The 17,930-nt window shown below is 31.8% G+C and carries 15 protein-coding genes and 1 other annotated feature; of the genes, 3 read left to right on the top strand and 12 right to left on the bottom strand.

The genetic code is table 11. The annotated features are described in order from the left end of the window. The 6 genes from RYK99_RS01225 to RYK99_RS01200 form a co-directional block, all read right to left on the bottom strand. A complete protein-coding gene (locus tag RYK99_RS01225) occupies positions 1-984 on the bottom strand; it encodes a YvcK family protein (protein ID WP_314989397.1) in 984 nt (327 codons plus the stop codon). A gap of 4 nt (positions 985-988) precedes the next feature. Continuing rightward, entirely contained in the window at positions 989-1,849 is an 861-nt protein-coding gene (gene rapZ / locus RYK99_RS01220) for an RNase adapter RapZ (protein ID WP_314989396.1), read from the bottom strand. A 183-nt stretch (positions 1,850-2,032) separates the two neighbouring features. Continuing rightward, positions 2,033-4,588, bottom strand: a complete 2,556-nt coding sequence (locus tag RYK99_RS01215) for a transglycosylase domain-containing protein (RefSeq protein WP_314989394.1) — start codon at positions 4,586-4,588, stop codon at positions 2,033-2,035. A gap of 370 nt (positions 4,589-4,958) precedes the next feature. After that, the gene (ppdK, locus tag RYK99_RS01210; RefSeq protein WP_314989392.1) at positions 4,959-7,595 is read right to left on the bottom strand and encodes a pyruvate, phosphate dikinase; all 2,637 of its coding nucleotides are present in this window, start codon (positions 7,593-7,595) and stop codon (positions 4,959-4,961) included. 52 nt (positions 7,596-7,647) lie between these two features. Continuing rightward, positions 7,648-8,457, bottom strand: coding sequence for a pyruvate, water dikinase regulatory protein (locus RYK99_RS01205; protein WP_314989390.1), 810 nt, complete (start codon positions 8,455-8,457; stop codon positions 7,648-7,650). Between the two features lies 1 nt (position 8,458). Continuing rightward, positions 8,459-9,076 carry a CBS domain-containing protein gene (locus RYK99_RS01200; RefSeq protein ID WP_314989388.1) on the bottom strand — a complete coding sequence of 206 codons (618 nt, stop codon included), beginning with the start codon at positions 9,074-9,076 and terminating at the stop codon, positions 8,459-8,461. Between the two features lie 251 nt (positions 9,077-9,327). Here RYK99_RS01200 and RYK99_RS01195 point away from each other — a divergent pair, with 251 nt between their 5' ends. Further along, the gene (locus RYK99_RS01195; RefSeq protein ID WP_314989386.1) at positions 9,328-9,927 is read left to right on the top strand and encodes a hypothetical protein; all 600 of its coding nucleotides are present in this window, start codon (positions 9,328-9,330) and stop codon (positions 9,925-9,927) included. Positions 9,928-9,944: 17 nt separating this feature from the next. Further along, entirely contained in the window at positions 9,945-10,082 is a 138-nt protein-coding gene (locus RYK99_RS01190; protein WP_314989384.1) for an LPXTG cell wall anchor domain-containing protein, read from the top strand. Between the two features lie 135 nt (positions 10,083-10,217). On the opposite strand, the gene RYK99_RS01185 is transcribed toward RYK99_RS01190, so the two are convergent. Then, positions 10,218-12,860, bottom strand: a complete 2,643-nt coding sequence (locus RYK99_RS01185) for a valine--tRNA ligase (protein ID WP_314989382.1) — start codon at positions 12,858-12,860, stop codon at positions 10,218-10,220. A gap of 106 nt (positions 12,861-12,966) precedes the next feature. Continuing rightward, positions 12,967-13,185: a binding site (T-box leader), on the bottom strand. Positions 13,186-13,350: 165 nt separating this feature from the next. On the opposite strand from RYK99_RS01185, the gene RYK99_RS01180 reads away from it, so the two are divergent. Next, complete coding sequence (locus RYK99_RS01180; protein ID WP_314989380.1) at positions 13,351-13,623, top strand: type II toxin-antitoxin system prevent-host-death family antitoxin; 273 nt, start codon at positions 13,351-13,353, stop codon at positions 13,621-13,623. A 40-nt stretch (positions 13,624-13,663) separates the two neighbouring features. Here RYK99_RS01180 and RYK99_RS01175 read toward each other — a convergent pair whose 3' ends face one another. From RYK99_RS01175 to RYK99_RS01155, 5 genes are all read right to left on the bottom strand, one after another. After that, a complete protein-coding gene (locus RYK99_RS01175; protein ID WP_314989378.1) occupies positions 13,664-15,094 on the bottom strand; it encodes a sodium:alanine symporter family protein in 1,431 nt (476 codons plus the stop codon). Positions 15,095-15,313: 219 nt separating this feature from the next. Then, the gene (locus RYK99_RS01170) at positions 15,314-15,562 is read right to left on the bottom strand and encodes a hypothetical protein (protein ID WP_314989376.1); all 249 of its coding nucleotides are present in this window, start codon (positions 15,560-15,562) and stop codon (positions 15,314-15,316) included. A 93-nt stretch (positions 15,563-15,655) separates the two neighbouring features. After that, positions 15,656-16,108, bottom strand: a complete 453-nt coding sequence (locus RYK99_RS01165) for a hypothetical protein (protein ID WP_314989374.1) — start codon at positions 16,106-16,108, stop codon at positions 15,656-15,658. A 107-nt stretch (positions 16,109-16,215) separates the two neighbouring features. Next, positions 16,216-16,692 carry a 23S rRNA (pseudouridine(1915)-N(3))-methyltransferase RlmH gene (gene rlmH / locus RYK99_RS01160; protein ID WP_314989372.1) on the bottom strand — a complete coding sequence of 159 codons (477 nt, stop codon included), beginning with the start codon at positions 16,690-16,692 and terminating at the stop codon, positions 16,216-16,218. Positions 16,693-16,708: 16 nt separating this feature from the next. After that, positions 16,709-17,521, bottom strand: coding sequence for a Cof-type HAD-IIB family hydrolase (locus tag RYK99_RS01155; RefSeq protein ID WP_314989370.1), 813 nt, complete (start codon positions 17,519-17,521; stop codon positions 16,709-16,711). Between the last annotated feature and the right edge of the window lie 409 nt (positions 17,522-17,930).

Below are 17,930 nucleotides of genomic sequence, written 5' to 3'. Positions count from 1 at the left end.
TCACCTTTTATTATAAATCATTGTTGGCTTGTCGTCTATAATATAATCGTAAATTAATTCAGAAACTTTTTCTGCATTATGTCTAATCGTGTTATTATCAACGATTCCGACGTCATTATTTTTTATCAATTTAATTCCAAGTTCTTCTATTTTCTCATGATCGATTTTGACCGGTTCTTGTTTTTCTTTGTGATATTTCGATAAAATACTATCATCAAACTCACGAGAATTAGCAATAACCAAATCAAAAATATTCTCTCCTACATGCTTATTGATAGCTGTAATGTGTTCAGAAACTGTATAATTATCCGTCTCTCCATGTTGGGTCATAACATTACAAACATATATTTTCTTAGCTTTACTTTCTCTGATTTTATCAGAAACCTGAGAAATTACTAAATTGGGAATAATCGAAGTATACAAACTACCTGGCCCCATTATAATATAATCCGCTTCTTCGATAGCTCTTAATACATCTTCATTAGGTTTTACTCTAGAAGGTGTAATATACACATGATCTATTTCTCCACCAGCTTCAGTAATTGAAGATTCTCCTCTTATAATTTCACCTGTAGAAAGTACAGCATTTAAAGTCGCTATATCGTTGGTTGTCGGTAATACCGTTCCACGAACATTTAAAATTCTACTCATAACTTTTACTGCAGTTGAAAAATCCCCATGGATATCTGTCATTGCAGCAATCATTAAATTACCTACCGGATGACCTTTAACTTCACCACTATCAAAGCGATATTGGAACATTTTTTCTAGATACGGCTCTACATCAGATAATGCAGCAATAACATTTCTAATATCTCCTGGTGATGGAATATTCATATCACTTCTTATCTTTCCTGAACTACCACCATCGTCAGCTACCGTTACCACAGCTGTTATATCAAGAGGATATTTTTTCAACCCTCTTAAAAGAACAGATAACCCTGTTCCTCCACCTATAGTAACTACTCTAATTTTAGTTCTCATTCTTCTACCTACCCTTATTAATGTCGCGATGCTCTAGATAAACTCTATAACCAAGTTTTGAGATATCCTCATGCAATTTTCTCGCTATACTCACTGAACGATGTTTACCACCAGTGCATCCAACAGCAATTGCGACCTTGTCCCTTCCTTCATATTGATACTTATCTATCATATAAGTCATTAATTCTAGATATTTATCGTAAAACTCTTTAGTGACTTCATCATCAAAAACATAATCAAATACTTCACTATCTTGCCCTGTTTTTTCTCTAAGTTCATTTAGATAAAATGGATTTCTTAAAAATCGTACATCTACAATGTTATCCGCATCTATAGGTATACCATATTTATATCCAAAACTAGAAATTGTAATATGATAACTATCTTTTTTCTCAATACCAAAATCTTCTAAAATTTTCTTTTTAAGATCTTTAACCGTTGTATTTGTAGTATCGTAAATATAATTCGCTATACCTTTAATAGCATCCATATCTCTTCTTTCTTGAGTAATCCCCTCAAGAAGACTAAATTCACTAGATAAAGGATGATTTTTTCTGGTTTCTTTATATCTATTTACTAATACTTGGTCTTCACTATCTAAAAATATTATACGAACATCAAAATATTCATTTTGTTGTATTTTTCTTAATACTTCTTTTAAATCAACAAACAAAAGCTTGCTTCTAATATCTATGCTTATAGCTGTTTTATCTATTTCTTTTTCTTCAATAATTCTTAGAAAATCTTCTACAACAAGTCCCGGTAAATTATCTGTACAAAAATACCCCTGATTTTCAAAGACCTCTAACGCTGTATTTTTTCCTGCTCCACTTATTCCTGTAATTATGACTAATTTTTTCTTCATAGCTTCACATCCGTCTTTATAATAATATAAGTTTTATGGAATGATTTTTTTCAGTTTAACAAAGAATAAATAAACTGCTCCATTTCTATATTGTACACCATTTCTAAATATTTGTGTAGTATTTTAAAATTATAAAAAATAAACCTACCGTACAGATTTCCCGTACAGTAGATTTATTACTAATTATCTATTACCTCTACTAGCGTTGTTATTGTTATTGGTTCCTGAATTCCTTACACCTGGTTGTGCTCCATTAGAGTTACCTCCTCGTGATTGGGAATTACCGTTGTTGCCATTTTGTTGGCCATTTTGATTTGATAAATTACCATTATTATCTTCAGAGTTACTTCCATTACGATTATTATCATCGTTACCGTTATTATCGTTATTATTGTTATTGTTATTTCTATTTTTTTCTTTTTCTTCTTGGTTACGTTTATTTTGTTCTTCAATTTCTCGACGTTCACTATCAGAAATAACTTTAACTCCACCATTTATAGATCCAACGTTTTCTGGTACTTTAAATCCTTTAGGTGGGTGAATACGCACTATGTTTTGCATATTAATTCGATATAACGCTTGAGTTTTTTGAGTATCGTCTTGAGACAGATACTTCGTTGGCCCGTCAATAGCATCAAATCCTTGCCATACAGCCATCGTGTAATTACTCGTGTAACCAATTGTCCAAGAATCTTTAGCTGAGTCATTTATGTCAAATCCAAATTTTTGTGCTTCACCTTCACCAAATGTAGTTGTCCCTGTTTTCACCGCCATATCTGCTCCACTTATACGAGCGTTAGATGCAGTACCATTTACTACATTTCTTAACATTGAGGTCATAATATAGGCAGTTGATTCTTTGATAACACGTTTCCTATCATCTTTACTGAAACTCTTCACTTCAGAACCTTCACTATCATAAACCTTCTTAATAGCTTTCGGTGTTGCATAATATCCTCCGTTACTAAATGGTACATATGCTCCTGCCATTTGCAATGGTGAGAACCCATCTCCACTACCTCCAATTGGAGTAGTAATAGAATCATCTGTAAGTTCCATACCAACATTTGCAGCATATTGTTTTACCCTATTAAATCCAACTTCTTGGTATGTTTTAATGGCTGGAATATTATATGACCAAACTAAGGCATTATTTATAGTAATATTACCATGGAATTGTCTATCCCAGTTTTGAATTTGTGACCCTTGAAGTTTAGAGTCATTAACCGTATGATCAGATCCCCAATTTAGATACTCTACAGCAGGTCCGTAAGCTAGTATTGGTTTAATTGATGAACCAGGTTGTAATTTAGCTTGTGTTGCAATATTAAATCCATGGAATGTTTGTTTTTTACCTCCATAAAGAGCAGCTATTCCACTATTTTCGTTATTCAGTACAACCATAGCAACATTACTTGCTTGTTTTATTCCTGCATAGTTAGCATTTACACTTTCTGTTAAAGTATCTTGAATTTTTGAATCAAAGTTAGTATAAATTTTAAGACCTAAGTTTAATACATCACCTTCATAATCTTTAAATTCTTTACTATTTTTTAATTCATTTACAATTTGATTCATATATGAAGTATATTTCGAATCAAATTCACTTGATAATAGTACACGTTCACTTTCATCACGCTCTATTAATCCGTCTAATACATTAGTTTTTTGAGCTGCTGTTGATTCGGCTTCTGAGATTTTCCCATGATATTGCATTAAATATAGTACAGTATCACGACGAGCCTTAGCCGCTTCAGGATTATCATATGGATTATATGTATTAGGGTGTTGAGGTAAACCTGCTAAAAGTGCCATCTGTGGAAGTGTTAATTGATTTAACTCTTTTCCAAAGTAGTACTTAGAAGCTGTTTTTAATCCATATACTCCATCTGAATAATAAATTCTATTCACATACATTGTGAAAATAGATTCTTTATCATAGTTTTGTTCAAGTTTATATGCAAGATATGCTTCTTGAACTTTACGCTTCATACTCTTATTATCATCTAAAAATGTTCTCTTAATTAACTGTTGGGAAATTGTTGACGCACCTTGAGATCCAAAACCACTCGTAAGGTTTGAAAATACCGCTCCTACTAAACGTCTGAAGTCAACTGCTCCATGTTCGAAGAATCTATTATCTTCTGTAGCTAAAATTGCATCTTGCATTTTTGTTGGGATGTCTGATGTATTTAAATTTTCACCAATTTGGTTCCCTAATTTTGCTACCTCATTATTATTAACATCATAAACGATTGTTCTTGAGTTATTGTCTAATATCTTAGAGTCAAATGCAGGTGCTTGATAAATCCAAAATACACATAGTAGGAATAGTGATATAATAGCAACACTTGCTGCATATAACCCATATCTCAATATTTTCATCCATAAAGTTTTATTGGATTTTTTAGAATTTGGATTACTAATTCTATTTGGACCTAATGGGCGTCTTGACCCTCCTGGTCTTCCAGTTCCTGCTGATTGTTGAGCATTTCTTGGTCTTACAGGTGGAACTCCTTGTCTTTGATTAACATTACCTGCTCTTTGTTGTTGATTAGAAGATCCTGAGTTTTGTGCATTTCTTCTCATTATTTCTTCATTTGTTAATGGTCTTCTTTGTTGTCCATTATTCATCGGATTATTATTTCCTCTAGATATATATCCACCTGGCATAACACTCTTTCTTTCCTGAGAGTGTCTATCTCTTCTCGATAACCGACTATTATTATTTTCTGCCATAGTATATCCTCTCTTTTTCAATATTTAAACTTTCATTTAACTTTCATTTTGATTTGAACCCTTTTTTCGATATAAAATGGTACAATATACTACACTAATTTTAATGTATAATGAAAAAAAAATCAATTTACTTTGTATAATATTAACTATTATTTAATAATTTTGTAACATTTACAAAGATTCTTCTAATTATAATTTAGTTAATTAATACTTAATTTAAATTTTTTACTAATTAATATTACTAAATATAATTCAAAAAAGGGTAATTCATTGAGAATCACCCTTATATTCTGCTAATATAATCATTAATTATTATAGAAAAGTCTTAATATTTAAAATTACTAAATAACTCTATTTCTTCTTTAACATTTTACTTAGTTAACGCTACTTCTATATTACTAATAGCTGCTTTAGCTGCTGCAATTCTCGCAATAATAACTCGATATGGTGAACAAGAAACATAACCTAGACCAATTTTTGAACAAAGTAGAATTGATTTTTCATCTCCTCCATGTTCACCACAAATTCCTAGTTTAATATTAGGTTTTACAGCTTTTGCTTTATTAACAGCAATTTTCATTAATTCTAGCACTCCACTCTCATCTAAATGAACAAATGGATCTGACTCTAAGATATTTTTTTTCTTATAAATGTCGATAAATTTCTCAGCGTCATCTCTTGAATAACCAAATGTCAATTGGGTTAAGTCATTTGTTCCAAAACTGAAGAAATCTGCATGTTCTGCAATCTTATCAGCTACCACACAAGCTCGTGGTATTTCAATCATAGTTCCAACTTTATAATTAAAGTCGGCATTATATAACTGTATTTCTTTTTCAACTAATTCAACTATTTGCTCACGTAAAACTGCAAGTTCTTTTTCTAAACCTACTAACGGAATCATAATTTCTACATTAACTTCAATTCCTTCTTTACGTGCTCTAATCGCTGCTGAACTAATCGCTTTAGCTTGCATTAAATATATTTCTGGATAAGTTATTCCTAGACGACAACCACGGTGCCCCATCATTGGATTAAACTCAGCAATACTAGCAATTTTAGCTTCTAATTGACTAACACTTACCCCTATTTCCTCGGCAATAACTTTTACAGTTTTTTCATCTTTCGGTAAAAATTCATGAAGTGGTGGATCTAATAATCTTATGTTAACAGATTTACCTTTTGCTTCTTTAAAAATTTTATAGAAATCATCACTTTGAATTGGTTGTAATCTATCTAAGAATCTTATTCTTTCATTTGTATCTGAAGCTAGTATCATTTTTCTAACTAAGCTAATTCTATCTTCTTCAAAGAACATATGCTCTGTTCTACATAATCCAATTCCTTCAGCCCCGAACTCGAAAGCAACTTTTGCATCAACTTCATTATCAGCATTTGCTAATACTTTTAGACTTCTAATTTCATCTGCCCATCCTAAAAGTTTATTGAATCTGTCACTGAATCTAGCATCTATTTTATCAACTTCTCCTAGATAAACCTTACCACTACTTCCATCAACAGAGATTACATCTCCTTCTTTTAGCGTAATACCAGCAATTTTTAATGTTTTTTCATCATAATTAATAATCATGTTTTGGCAACCACATACACAGCATTTACCCATTCCACGCGCTACTACCGCAGCATGTGATGTCATTCCTCCGCGTAGAGTTACAATGGCTTCTGAGCTAACCATACCTTCAATATCTTCAGGTGATGTTTCTTCTCTTACTAATACAACAGGTTTTGTTTTCGCCGCTTCAACCGCTTCATGAGCAGTAAAATAAATTGCTCCCACAGCCGCACCTGGTGAAGCCGCTAATCCTTGAGTTAATTGTTGCGCTTGTTTCAATGATTTATCTTCAAATGTAGAGTGAAGAAGTTTGTTAATTTCTTCTGTACCTACTCTTAGAATAGCCTCTTCCTTACTAATAACCCCTTCTTCTACTAATGAAACTGCAACTTCAACAACAGCATTTGGTGTTCTCTTAGCATTTCTTGTTTGAAGAATATATAACTTACCATCTTCAATAGTAAACTCAATATCTTGCATATCTTTGTAGTGTCCTTCTAACTTCTTAGAAATCTCCACAAACTCTTTATATAAATGTGGCATATCTTCAGCAAGCACACTAATGTTTTTCGGTGTTCTAATTCCTGCAACTACATCTTCTCCTTGTGCATTAATTAGATATTCTCCGAATAATTCATCTTCACCAGTTACAGGATTTCTACTGAACGATACCCCAGTACCACAATTATCTCCCATATTCCCGAAGACCATGGCTTGAATATTTACAGCAGTTCCTAATTTATCACTAATATTATGAAGTCTTCTATATACTTTAGCACGATTATTATTCCAAGATTTAAATACCGCTTCAATAGCTAGCATAAGTTGTTCTTTCACACTCATCGGGAATTCACGACCTACTTCTTTTTTGTAGATTTCTTTGAACTCCTCAACAACTTTAAATAAATCTTTTTCATTCATATCGCTATCTTGTTCATAGCCATTTTCATTTTTCACTCGTGTTAAAACTTCTTCAAATTTATATTTCTCTACATCCATTACTACATCAGAGAACATTTGAATAAATCTTCTATAACTATCATAAGCAAAACGATAATTATTATTTTTCTTAGCTAAGGCAATAGTTGTTTCATCATTCAATCCTAGATTTAAAATTGTATCCATCATACCTGGCATTGAGAATACAGCACCACTTCGTACAGATACTAATAATGGATTTTCTATACTTCCCAACTCTTTACCAATAGTTTTTTCTAATGTTTCTAATTGTTCATTAATTTGTTTTAAAATCTCAGGTTTAATTCTTTCTCCATTTTCATAATAACTATTACAGCTTTCTGTAGTAATAGTAAAACCAGGAGGTACATTAATCCCTAATCCCTTCATTTCTGCAAGATTCGCACCTTTACCTCCAAGTAAAGATCGCATATCTTTATTCCCTTCACTGAAATTATAAACATATTTTTTTGTCATTTTAAAATTCCCCCATCACATTTTGTTACAGTATATAATTATTTCTTAAATGTTAAACTTCTAAGCCGCGTTCTCTCATTATCCCAATTATTAATTCTGCAGTTTCCTCAATAGCCTTATTTTGAACATCTATTATCGGACAACCAATTTTCCCCATAATTTCTAACGCGTACTCTAATTCTTCAAATATTTGGATTTCATCTGTGTAATCAGTATTTCCATCCACTCCTAAAGTTTTTAGTCTTTCTTCCCTCAACTTATTAAGTTGTTCTACTGAATTTGTTAAACCAATAATCTTTCTTTTTACTTCATATAATTGCTCTGGTAGTATTAAATCTTGAACAATAGGAACATTCATAACTTTAATGTTTCTATTTGCCAGATATAAGCTTAATGGTGTTTTAGACGTTCTTGATACCCCCAAAATAACAATATCCGCCTCTTTAAGACCATTGATATCCTTTCCATCATCATACTTCACAGCAAATTCCAATGCATCAACCCTTTTGAAGTACTCAGTTCCCATTTTCCTGTTTAAACCTGGATTCCCCTCAGATTTTATTCCAAGTTTATCTTCAAAAGTATTTAGCATTTCACTTAACAGATCTATAACTTTTATATTTTTTTCTAACCCTTTTTTCTTCACGTATTCGGCTAAGGCACTATCCACCAATGTTTGAACTATTACATCCCCATCATCTACATTCGACATAATACAATCTATTTTTTCTATCGTACAAACATTTGAATTCTTCAATACCTTAAAATCAGCTTTTCCATAAGAGAACTGCACTAAAGCTGCATCTACAACATCCTTCGCAGTATTCCCTATTGAATCTGAAATTATATGTACAGTTAACATATTATCCCTCCAGTATCTCTAATAATAATTTAATTAATGTAGTTTTTGAAATTTTTCCGACGATCACCTTGCCACCATCCTCATCTCTTACGACAGGTAAGCAGTCAATTTCATGTAAAATTAACTTCCTTAAGGCATCGCTAACTAATTCATCTTCATATATGTATATTACATTCGGTACACGTGTCATCGCTAGTACTATTGGAAGATTTTGACCGTCAGCATTCCTTGATAATTTCAACATATCTTTTCTAGATGTTACACCTGCAAGGTGATTATTTTCATCGACAATAAAGATTGTTCCTACATCATATATAAACAATTTAGATAATACATCTGAGAAATTCGCTGTACTTGTAGCCGTTATTGCTATCCCCATAACATCTTTAACTAATTTATTTTTTATTTCTTCACGTTGTTCTCCTGGTGAAAAGTTATAATTGTAATAGTACCCCACATTAGGTTTTGCTTCTAAAATTTCCAACATCCCTAATACTGCCAAATCATTTCTTAAAGTAGATTTCCCTATAGATAGCTTCTCGGCTATCTCATCACTTGTAATTGGCTCGAAATTCTTTACTATTTCAATTATAGCTTTATGTCTCTCAGTAAGTTTCATTGTTCCTCCTTCTTGTATTATATTTTTTATTATACAATATATTACACACTAATTCAATAGTTATATCGTATTAATGTGTAATAATAAATTCTATTATGTATAATTATTTCATTTTAAATGATATTTTTCCTACATTCCTATCCTACTTTATTACCAATATATTAAAATAGAGTTACTCATTGTCTATTTTATTTAAATTTAAATGTTTATATGATATAATTAATCTAATAATATATCGAGGTGAAAATTGTATGTCAAAATTATCAAAATTATTTGCAATCGGTACAGGTATAGCCGTTGCTAACTATTACTCAAAAAATCCAAACAAGGTTGAAGAACACGCTGAGTATGTTAAGAGAAAATCTAAAGATTATTACGGATACACACGTTGTATGATTCGCTACACTAAGAAAAATGGTGTTGAAGAAGCGGCAATCTACCTATATAACGACCTAGTAAAAAATCTTAAAAAAGCTAAAAACGCTTTAGAAAACAAATACAATAATGCTGTTGATTACGGAAAAGAATTATCTAGTAATGTAACAGACATTAAAGAACACGTATCTAGCGTAAAAGAATATACTTCAGAAGTTAAAGAAAACTTAGGTGACGCAAAAAAAATCGTTGAAGAATTAAAACCTTCAGTAGAAGCTTACAAAGAAAAAGCTCTTTCTTCTTTCGAAAAAATTAAAGATCAAGTATCAAATATTAAAAAAGACGTTAATGAAGCAAATGTTCAAGAAAAAGTTGAAGATTTCACTAACAAATCAACTGAAACACTAGATTCAGTTAAAGAACGCGTTGAAACTGAAGTTCTAAAAAATACTCCTGAACAAAAAGAAGAAAAATAATATAACGAGGATTTAAGATGAATCTATTATCCCTAAGTACTCTTCCTAATACAGGAGAAGCAGTTAAAAATTATGGTGCATACATTGGTATAATCATTATAATTGCAGTAATTTTCTTACTAATCTGGAGAAAAAAGAATAATAAAGATGATTAATAAACTCTAAGCTAGGTAAAACTAGCTAGAGTTTTTTTATTATAATTAATCTACATCTATTTACTACATAATGAATAAGAGAGTGACTCGATAAAATCTATACAATTTTCGAATCACTCTCTATTTTATTTTATACTATTTTAAATTATCTAATGCAGCTATTCTTTCTTTGACACTATCATATTGTTCTTGATATGTTGCTTGTTTTTCTTTTTCTTTAGCTACAACCGCTTCTGGAGCAGAACCTACAAATTTTTCATTAGAAAGTTTTTTGTTTACTCGATCTAATTCTTGTTGTAATTTTTCTAATTCTTTACCTAGGCGTTCTTTTTCTTTGTCTACATCGATTAAATCACTTAATGAAACATAGATTTCAGCACCTGGTAAGATACGACTAATATCAGTTTCACTTGCTTCTACTTCGCGTTCGATAATAAGTTCGCTAGGACGAGCAAATTTTTCTAAGTACGCACTACCACTTAATAGTACTTCTTTTACGCTATCTTGTGAGTATTTAATTTTAATAGGAATCTCACGAGACATTGGCGCATTCACTTCACTACGGATATTACGTACTGCAGTAATTACATCTTGGATGAATTGCATATCTTCAGTTTCTTTTTCGAACACTAGACTTTCTTCAACTTTAGCAAATTCACTAGTCACAATACTATCTCCTGTGTGAGGAATGTGTTGCCAGATTTCTTCAGTTACAAACGGCATAAACGGATGTAACATTTTTAGAGAAGCATCAAGTACATATACTAAAATAGATTTAGTTGTTTTCTTCGCAGTTTCATCTTCACCATTTAATGAAATCTTAGCAATTTCAATATACCATGAACAGAATTCTTCCCATACAAAGTTGTATAAAATACGGCTTGCTTCACCAAACTCATATTTTTCGAATAATCTTTCGAAATCTTCAATAGTTTTAGCAAGTTTTGTTAAGATATATTTATCAGCTAATGTTTTTTCTCCAGTTAAATCAATATCACTATATTCGAAACCTTCAAGGTTCATGATTACGAAACGAGAAGCGTTCCAAATTTTATTGATATAGTTCCAACTTGCTTCGATTTTCTCAGTTGAATAACGTAAGTCTTGACCTGGTGTTGAGTTAGTAGCTAAGAAGTAACGTAAGCTATCAGCTCCATATTGTTCGATTACTTCCATTGGATCTACACCATTACCAAGTGATTTACTCATCTTGCGACCTTGTTCATCACGTACTAAACCGTGGATTAAACAATCTTCAAATGGACGAGTACCTGTAAATTCTAATCCTTGGAATACCATACGAGCAACCCAGAAGAAGATGATGTCATATCCAGTTACTAGACAGCTATTTGGATAGTAACGTTTGAAATCTTCACTTTCTAAATCTGGCCATCCTAATGTAGAGAATGGGAATAATGCTGAAGAGTACCAAGTGTCAAGAACGTCTTCATCTTGAACATAGTTTTCAATATCTTTTGGTGGATTTACATCAACATAAACTTCACCAGTTTCTTTGTGATACCATGCTGGAATACGGTGTCCCCACCATAATTGACGAGAAATACACCAGTCCTGGATATTTTCCATCCAAGTATTTAATGTATTTTCAAAACGTGGTGGATAGAAGTTAACTTTTCTATCTTCATCTTTTTGATTTTCTAAAACTTTATCAGCAAGAGGTTTCATATCAACGAACCATTGTTTAGAAAGGTATGGTTCAACAACAGCACCACTACGCTCAGAGTGTCCTACTGAGTGAAGGTGTTTTTCAATCTTGAAGCATACTCCACTTTCTTGTAAATCAGCGATAAGAGCTTTACGACATTCGAAACGATCCATACCATTATACTTATCAGCGTGTTCATTCATAACAGCACCTTCATCCATAACGATGATGCGTTCTAAGTTATGACGTTCACCTACTTCAAAGTCATTTGGATCGTGTGCAGGAGTTATTTTAACTACTCCACTTCCGAAATCTTTTTCTACATATTCATCTGCAATAACAGGAATTTCTTTGTTTGTTACTGGTAAAAGAACTGTTTTACCAATATATTTTTGATATCTTTCATCTTCAGGGTGAACAGCAACCGCAGTATCTCCGAATAGAGTTTCAGGACGAGTAGTTGCTACTTCTAGATAATCCCCACTTCCATCAGCTAAGAAATATTTAAGGTGATAGAATGCACCTTCTACGTCTTTGTGAATTACTTCGATGTTAGATAATGCAGTTCTTTGAACTGGGTCCCAGTTGATAATTTTCTCACCGCGGTAGATTGTACCATTATTGTAGTGATCTACGAAAATTTTTGTTACAGCTTTGTTTAATCCTTCATCTAATGTAAATCTTTCTCTTGAGTAATCTAAACCTAATCCAAGTTTAGCCCATTGTGCACGAATATATCCAGCATATTCTTCTTTCCATTCCCATGCACGCTCTAAGAATTTTTCACGACCTAAGTCATAACGACTTAATCCTTCTTCACGCATTTTAGCTTCTACTTTAGCTTGTGTAGATATACCAGCGTGGTCCATTCCTGGAAGATAAAGTACATCAAATCCTTTAAGACGTTTGTAACGTGTTAACATATCTTGTAAAGTTGTATCCCAAGCATGCCCAATGTGTAATTTACCAGTTACGTTTGGTGGTGGAATTACGATTGTATATGGATTCTTTTTACTTTTATTATCAGCTTTAAAAACTTCTTTTTCCAACCACCAGTTGTAGCGATTATTTTCTACTTCGGTCGGATTATATTTTGTAGACATTTCAGTCATGACTGTTCCTCCTAAATTTTTATTTTATTATTAATTATTTCTACTTTTACTAATTTTATATTGGTGATATTTTTTTCTAGGTAAAAAAAAATAACCTCCATCCTTACATAAGGACGAAAGTTTCCGTGGTACCACCTTTATTCTAATTATAACATTAGCACTTAATAAGATTAACGCTCTAACCACGTTTAAAGCTACTTACTTTCACTCTAAATGCTCACCGGCTACTTCAAAGTCCTGCCTAGGAGAAATCTCTCAACCACTGATTTCTTTTCTGTATCCTACGGTACGCAAGAACTTTTACTTATCGGCTCATCGCATATATTTTATAATTAAAATATGTTTAATATAATAACATACTTTTTTTTATAATGCAAGTGAAATGAAAACTTTGTTAATACATATTAATTTATATCTCCCTTACCTATAATAAATTTGATATTTTAAAAAAATAATAGTACATTATCTTTAGATTAGAGGAGGTGCTAATATGCCAAACATTAAATCAAATAAAGAATTATGTAATAATTACAATGAAATCTCTTCGTTTTGTCATGAAACAGGTGAACCTATCTTTATCACCAAAAATGGTCGTGGAGATCTTGCCGTTATGAGTATTGATTTATTCAATAAATTCATGGGAAGATACGAACTATATCAACTTCTTGAGCAAAGTGAATCTGATTTTACAAACGGTCGTACCCTTACTTTTGATGATTCTATTAAAACCTTAAGAGAGGAACTAAAAAAAGTACTTCAATGACAAGAAATTTAATTCCATCATTGAAGTATTTTTTTAAATATTAATCTTCTTTTTTATTTTTCCATGCAGTTGCATTATCTAACTTAATTGGTAAGTTATCTAGGTAAAACTCTGGATCTTTTCCTTGTTTATGTTGTTTCACATAGTCTTTTAATACTACATAAACTACACCAGAAAGTCCGATAATCGCGATTAAGTTAAGTAAACTCATAATCCCCATCGATACGTCAGCGATTCCCCAAACTAGGTTTAAGTCCATTACACTTCCCACATACACGAAGATACATACGATAACACGATAAACATTTACAGCCCATTTTTTAGGAAGTAAGTATTGAATGTTTGTTTCTCCGTAGTAGTAGTTACCAATTACAGAACTATATCCGAATAAGAAGATTGCAACGATTAAGAAAATTGTTCCGATGCTTCCTACTTGTGAAGTTAAAGCAGCTTGTGTAAGTTGGATACCTTGTAACTTACCAGCTCCGTATTCAACACCAGGATATAGTAAAATTAAGAATGCTGTTGCTGTACATACTAAACATGTGTCGAAGTAAACTCCTAGAGTTTGGATAAATCCTTGTTTAGCTGGGTGTGTACTATCAGCTGTAGCGGCTGCGTTAGGAGTAGACCCTAAACCTGCTTCGTTAGTGAACATACCACGTTTAATTCCTAAAAGAATTGATGTTCCCATACCAATTACTCCACCACCTACTTGTTCAAGACCGAATGCTGATTTCACGATTTGAGCAAGAACACCAGGTAATTTGTCGATGTTAATAACCATTATAACTAATACGATAAATAGGTACGCTACTGCCATTACTGGTACTAACCATTGAGTAATTTTAACAACTTTTGTTACTCCACCAAAAATTACGAAAATAGTAAGAATTAATAAAGCAATCCCCGCAACATTTGAATTAATGTCATATACTTGTAAAGCTTGAGCAATAGTGTTAGTTTGAACAGAGTTAAATGCTACACCATATGTTATAGAAATAACAATCGCGAAAAGCACACCCATCCATTTTTGACCAAGACCTTTTTCCATATAGTAAGCAGGTCCTCCACGATAAACACCTTTTCTATCACGAACTTTATATACTTGGGCTAATGTTGATTCAGCAAAAGATGAAGCTCCACCAAAAAGAGCCATTACCCACATCCAGAATACTGAACCAGGTCCACCCATTGCAATCGCAATAGCTACCCCTGCAATTGTTCCAGTACCTACTCTTGACGCAGCTGAGATTGTGAACGCTTGAAAAGCAGAAACACCTTTTTGTTCTCCGTCCTCACCTACTTTAGGTTTTTCTGTAATAAGTCTGAACATTTCTTTAATGTAAGTAAATTGAACAAACTTAGTACTAAATGTAAAATAAATACCAGTTACCATTACCAACCCTATTAGGAAATAAGTCCATATAAAGTCATTAATGTTAGTCAATAATTCTAAAAATCTATCCATTAAGAGTCAACTCCTCGTTTTATTTGTTTTATTACGCTACCTATTATACTTTAAAAAACACTACAATTATAAATATACGTTAGAAAATCTAACATAAGACTATCTTAAATCAACTTTACTTTCAATATTTACTAAAAAACTATAGAAAATACTTAAAATCTTACATGAAAAATCCAGGAGCTTTAAACATTACATTCAAATCACCTGGAATTTTTCTCATTAGACATATTCAATTCTATTTATTTCTTCATTGTTGCTCGGTTGATAATCGCTGAAGCCATTATTCATGTTAGGAACAACTAATCTTCTACCTCTCGCTTTTAATATAGATTTTATTTCATAACTACTTAGCATGTTATAATCTAATTTTTCCTGAAGTACATATTCTCCACTTCTAATTCTAGCTCTAATGTCTGTTGCAGCAGCAAAATAAACAACCATAAAGACAATAGAGAATATAAGTTGCACTATTGAAAAAGTACTACTTAATGTGCTATTACTAGCTCCTTGAAATATAACACCACTAAAAGAAGATAAAATTGTCAGTGCTGCTTGGATTTACTATGCTACTCGTCTACCTTTTGTATCAAAGATTGGTAAGTACATTATAAATAACATAATAAAGTTAAATATATATGCAATTAATCCCGCGACTACTAATAATCCAAGTCCAGTAAATAATATGCCGGCATACTGTTCTGAAAAAACTTCAGTGGTATATCGCAACTCCACTAGTACCAACAGTAAAGCTCCTATTACAACTGAAGGAAGTGTGAATGTTAATAGATAAGCAACTCCCCAATTCCTCTTCCAAACACGCCCTTTATACTCTTTATAAATCCTATAAGTATTATAATATGGTATAAATGCAAGCCCTGATTTAACCCCAAGTATATCAAACATAATTTTTGAAAAAATAGCTGTAATAATATAACCGACTAAAACAAATATAAATAATACTATTCCAACAATAGCTAATACTTGACCTATCACATAATTATCTAAATTAAACATAAAAATCCCTCCTTTATTTCTTTCACCTTTATTATACTAAAAATCTTTATAAATTAATAGCAAAAAAAGAATGAAATTGTCTGAAAATACAACCTCATCCTTTACAATTATTTATGATAACTTGCTCCTGTTATTATACGGTAAGCTCTATACACTTGTTCAAGTAAAACAACACGCATCATTTGATGTGGAAACGTCATTCTACTAAACGATAATGCAAAATCACTACGTTTTTTCACACTATCAGTAAGACCGTAACTCCCACCAATTACCAATGCAACATCACTCTTACCTGTAAGCATTAAATTATCAATTTTTGATGCAAATTCTTCACTTGATAAATTCTTACCTAAAATTTCCAAAGTAATAACATATTGATTATCTTTAATTTTTGAAAGTATGTTATTCCCTTCTTTTTCCATCGCAAGAGCTATTTCTGAATCATTTTCTACCTTTACTTTTTCATCTGAAATTTCTATAGTATTTAACTTAATATATGCTCCAAGACGTTTTTCATATTCTTTTATAGCATCTCTATAAAATTTCTCCTTAACTTTACCTACACAAATCAAAGTTACTTTCATCAGAACCTCTTTCTATCTACACATCTTTGCCAAGAACAAATTTTTCAATAGCATAAGCGAAACCATCTTCATCATTTGACTTAGAAATAAAATTCGCCGCTTTTTTTAAAGTAGGATTAGCATTATCAACCGCAACTCCCATGCCAGCGAACTCAATCATGCTTAAATCATTAAGCCCGTCACCTAATGCCATTACATTCTCATTTGTTAAACCAAGTTTTTTACATAATGAATCTAATGATACTCCTTTAGAAATACCCTTATCGTTAATCTCGATAAAGAACGGTTTAGACATAGCAACCTCATACTCATCACCTAATTCAAGTACTAGTTTATCTTTCACTGCAACAGCTTCATCAGGATGTTTAAGAATTATTACCTTAGCTGCACCTTCTTTAATATCATCTTTCATATTTTCACTAATTACTAATTCTGCACTTACTAAACCAGACTCAATTCGTGCATATTCATTATCACGATTCGTAAGAACTTTCCCACCTTGATAAGTAAGAATATCACAATCATTCTCCAAAGCAACATCTATTAAGAACTTAATTCTCTCAGGAGATAAAAACTTCTCATAGATCACTTCATTCGTCTTAAGATTAGCAATTCTAGCCCCATTAAATGAAAGTAAGTAGTTATCATAACTATCAAGTTGTAAATCTTCTACTATACTCATCATTCCAAAATCAGGTCTACCCGATGCTAAAATAACTTTAATATCTTGTTTCTTACACTCTTCAATTACTTCTCTATTTTTCTTAGAAATCTCACGATCACTATTTAATAGCGTATCATCAATATCTGTAACAACTAATTTTATCATACAAAAGCTCCTTTAGTAGATTTCAATAAATCTATAATCTTATCAATTTATATATTTCACTTCTATACATTATATCAGATTACACTACTCTCTCATAGTGAAAAGGGAGTGACTCAAAAATCGCGATTTCGAAGAAATCGATTTTGACGAGTCACCCCAGCACAGTTTATTAGATATCTAAAAAGCTTTTATAAAGCGCATTTAGATATCAATAAACCACTGCATCTATGGATTTTCATATAAACCTTGTTAAAATTTAGGACTTTTGGGGCAGCCCCCTTCATTTTCCTCATTAAATCACTCTAATATTAGGTTTTTTCTAAAATTAACATAAAAAATAAGACTCAAAGCATTTTGTACCGACCCCAAAAAGTTAGACCAAAAAATCTAACTTTTTGGAGGTCGGTAT

It is taken from the genome of uncultured Gemella sp. (assembly GCF_963537375.1).
Classification (GTDB): Bacteria; Bacillota; Bacilli; order Staphylococcales; family Gemellaceae; genus Gemella.
This window is presented reverse-complemented; position numbering and strand designations above follow the sequence as displayed.

Coding starts and splice junctions, on each gene's coding strand:
- RYK99_RS01165 (WP_314989374.1), bottom strand. CDS start 16,108: ATGTTTAATTTAGATAATTATGTGATAGGTCAAGTATTAGCTATTGTT.
- RYK99_RS01200 (WP_314989388.1), bottom strand. CDS start 9,076: ATGAAACTTACTGAGAGACATAAAGCTATAATTGAAATAGTAAAGAAT.
- RYK99_RS01195 (WP_314989386.1), top strand. CDS start 9,328: ATGTCAAAATTATCAAAATTATTTGCAATCGGTACAGGTATAGCCGTT.
- RYK99_RS01175 (WP_314989378.1), bottom strand. CDS start 15,094: ATGGATAGATTTTTAGAATTATTGACTAACATTAATGACTTTATATGG.
- RYK99_RS01225 (WP_314989397.1), bottom strand. CDS start 984: ATGAGAACTAAAATTAGAGTAGTTACTATAGGTGGAGGAACAGGGTTA.
- ppdK (WP_314989392.1), bottom strand. CDS start 7,595: ATGACAAAAAAATATGTTTATAATTTCAGTGAAGGGAATAAAGATATG.
- RYK99_RS01180 (WP_314989380.1), top strand. CDS start 13,351: ATGCCAAACATTAAATCAAATAAAGAATTATGTAATAATTACAATGAA.
- RYK99_RS01205 (WP_314989390.1), bottom strand. CDS start 8,457: ATGTTAACTGTACATATAATTTCAGATTCAATAGGGAATACTGCGAAG.
- RYK99_RS01190 (WP_314989384.1), top strand. CDS start 9,945: ATGAATCTATTATCCCTAAGTACTCTTCCTAATACAGGAGAAGCAGTT.
- RYK99_RS01155 (WP_314989370.1), bottom strand. CDS start 17,521: ATGATAAAATTAGTTGTTACAGATATTGATGATACGCTATTAAATAGT.
- rapZ (WP_314989396.1), bottom strand. CDS start 1,849: ATGAAGAAAAAATTAGTCATAATTACAGGAATAAGTGGAGCAGGAAAA.
- rlmH (WP_314989372.1), bottom strand. CDS start 16,692: ATGAAAGTAACTTTGATTTGTGTAGGTAAAGTTAAGGAGAAATTTTAT.
- RYK99_RS01185 (WP_314989382.1), bottom strand. CDS start 12,860: ATGACTGAAATGTCTACAAAATATAATCCGACCGAAGTAGAAAATAAT.
- RYK99_RS01215 (WP_314989394.1), bottom strand. CDS start 4,588: ATGGCAGAAAATAATAATAGTCGGTTATCGAGAAGAGATAGACACTCT.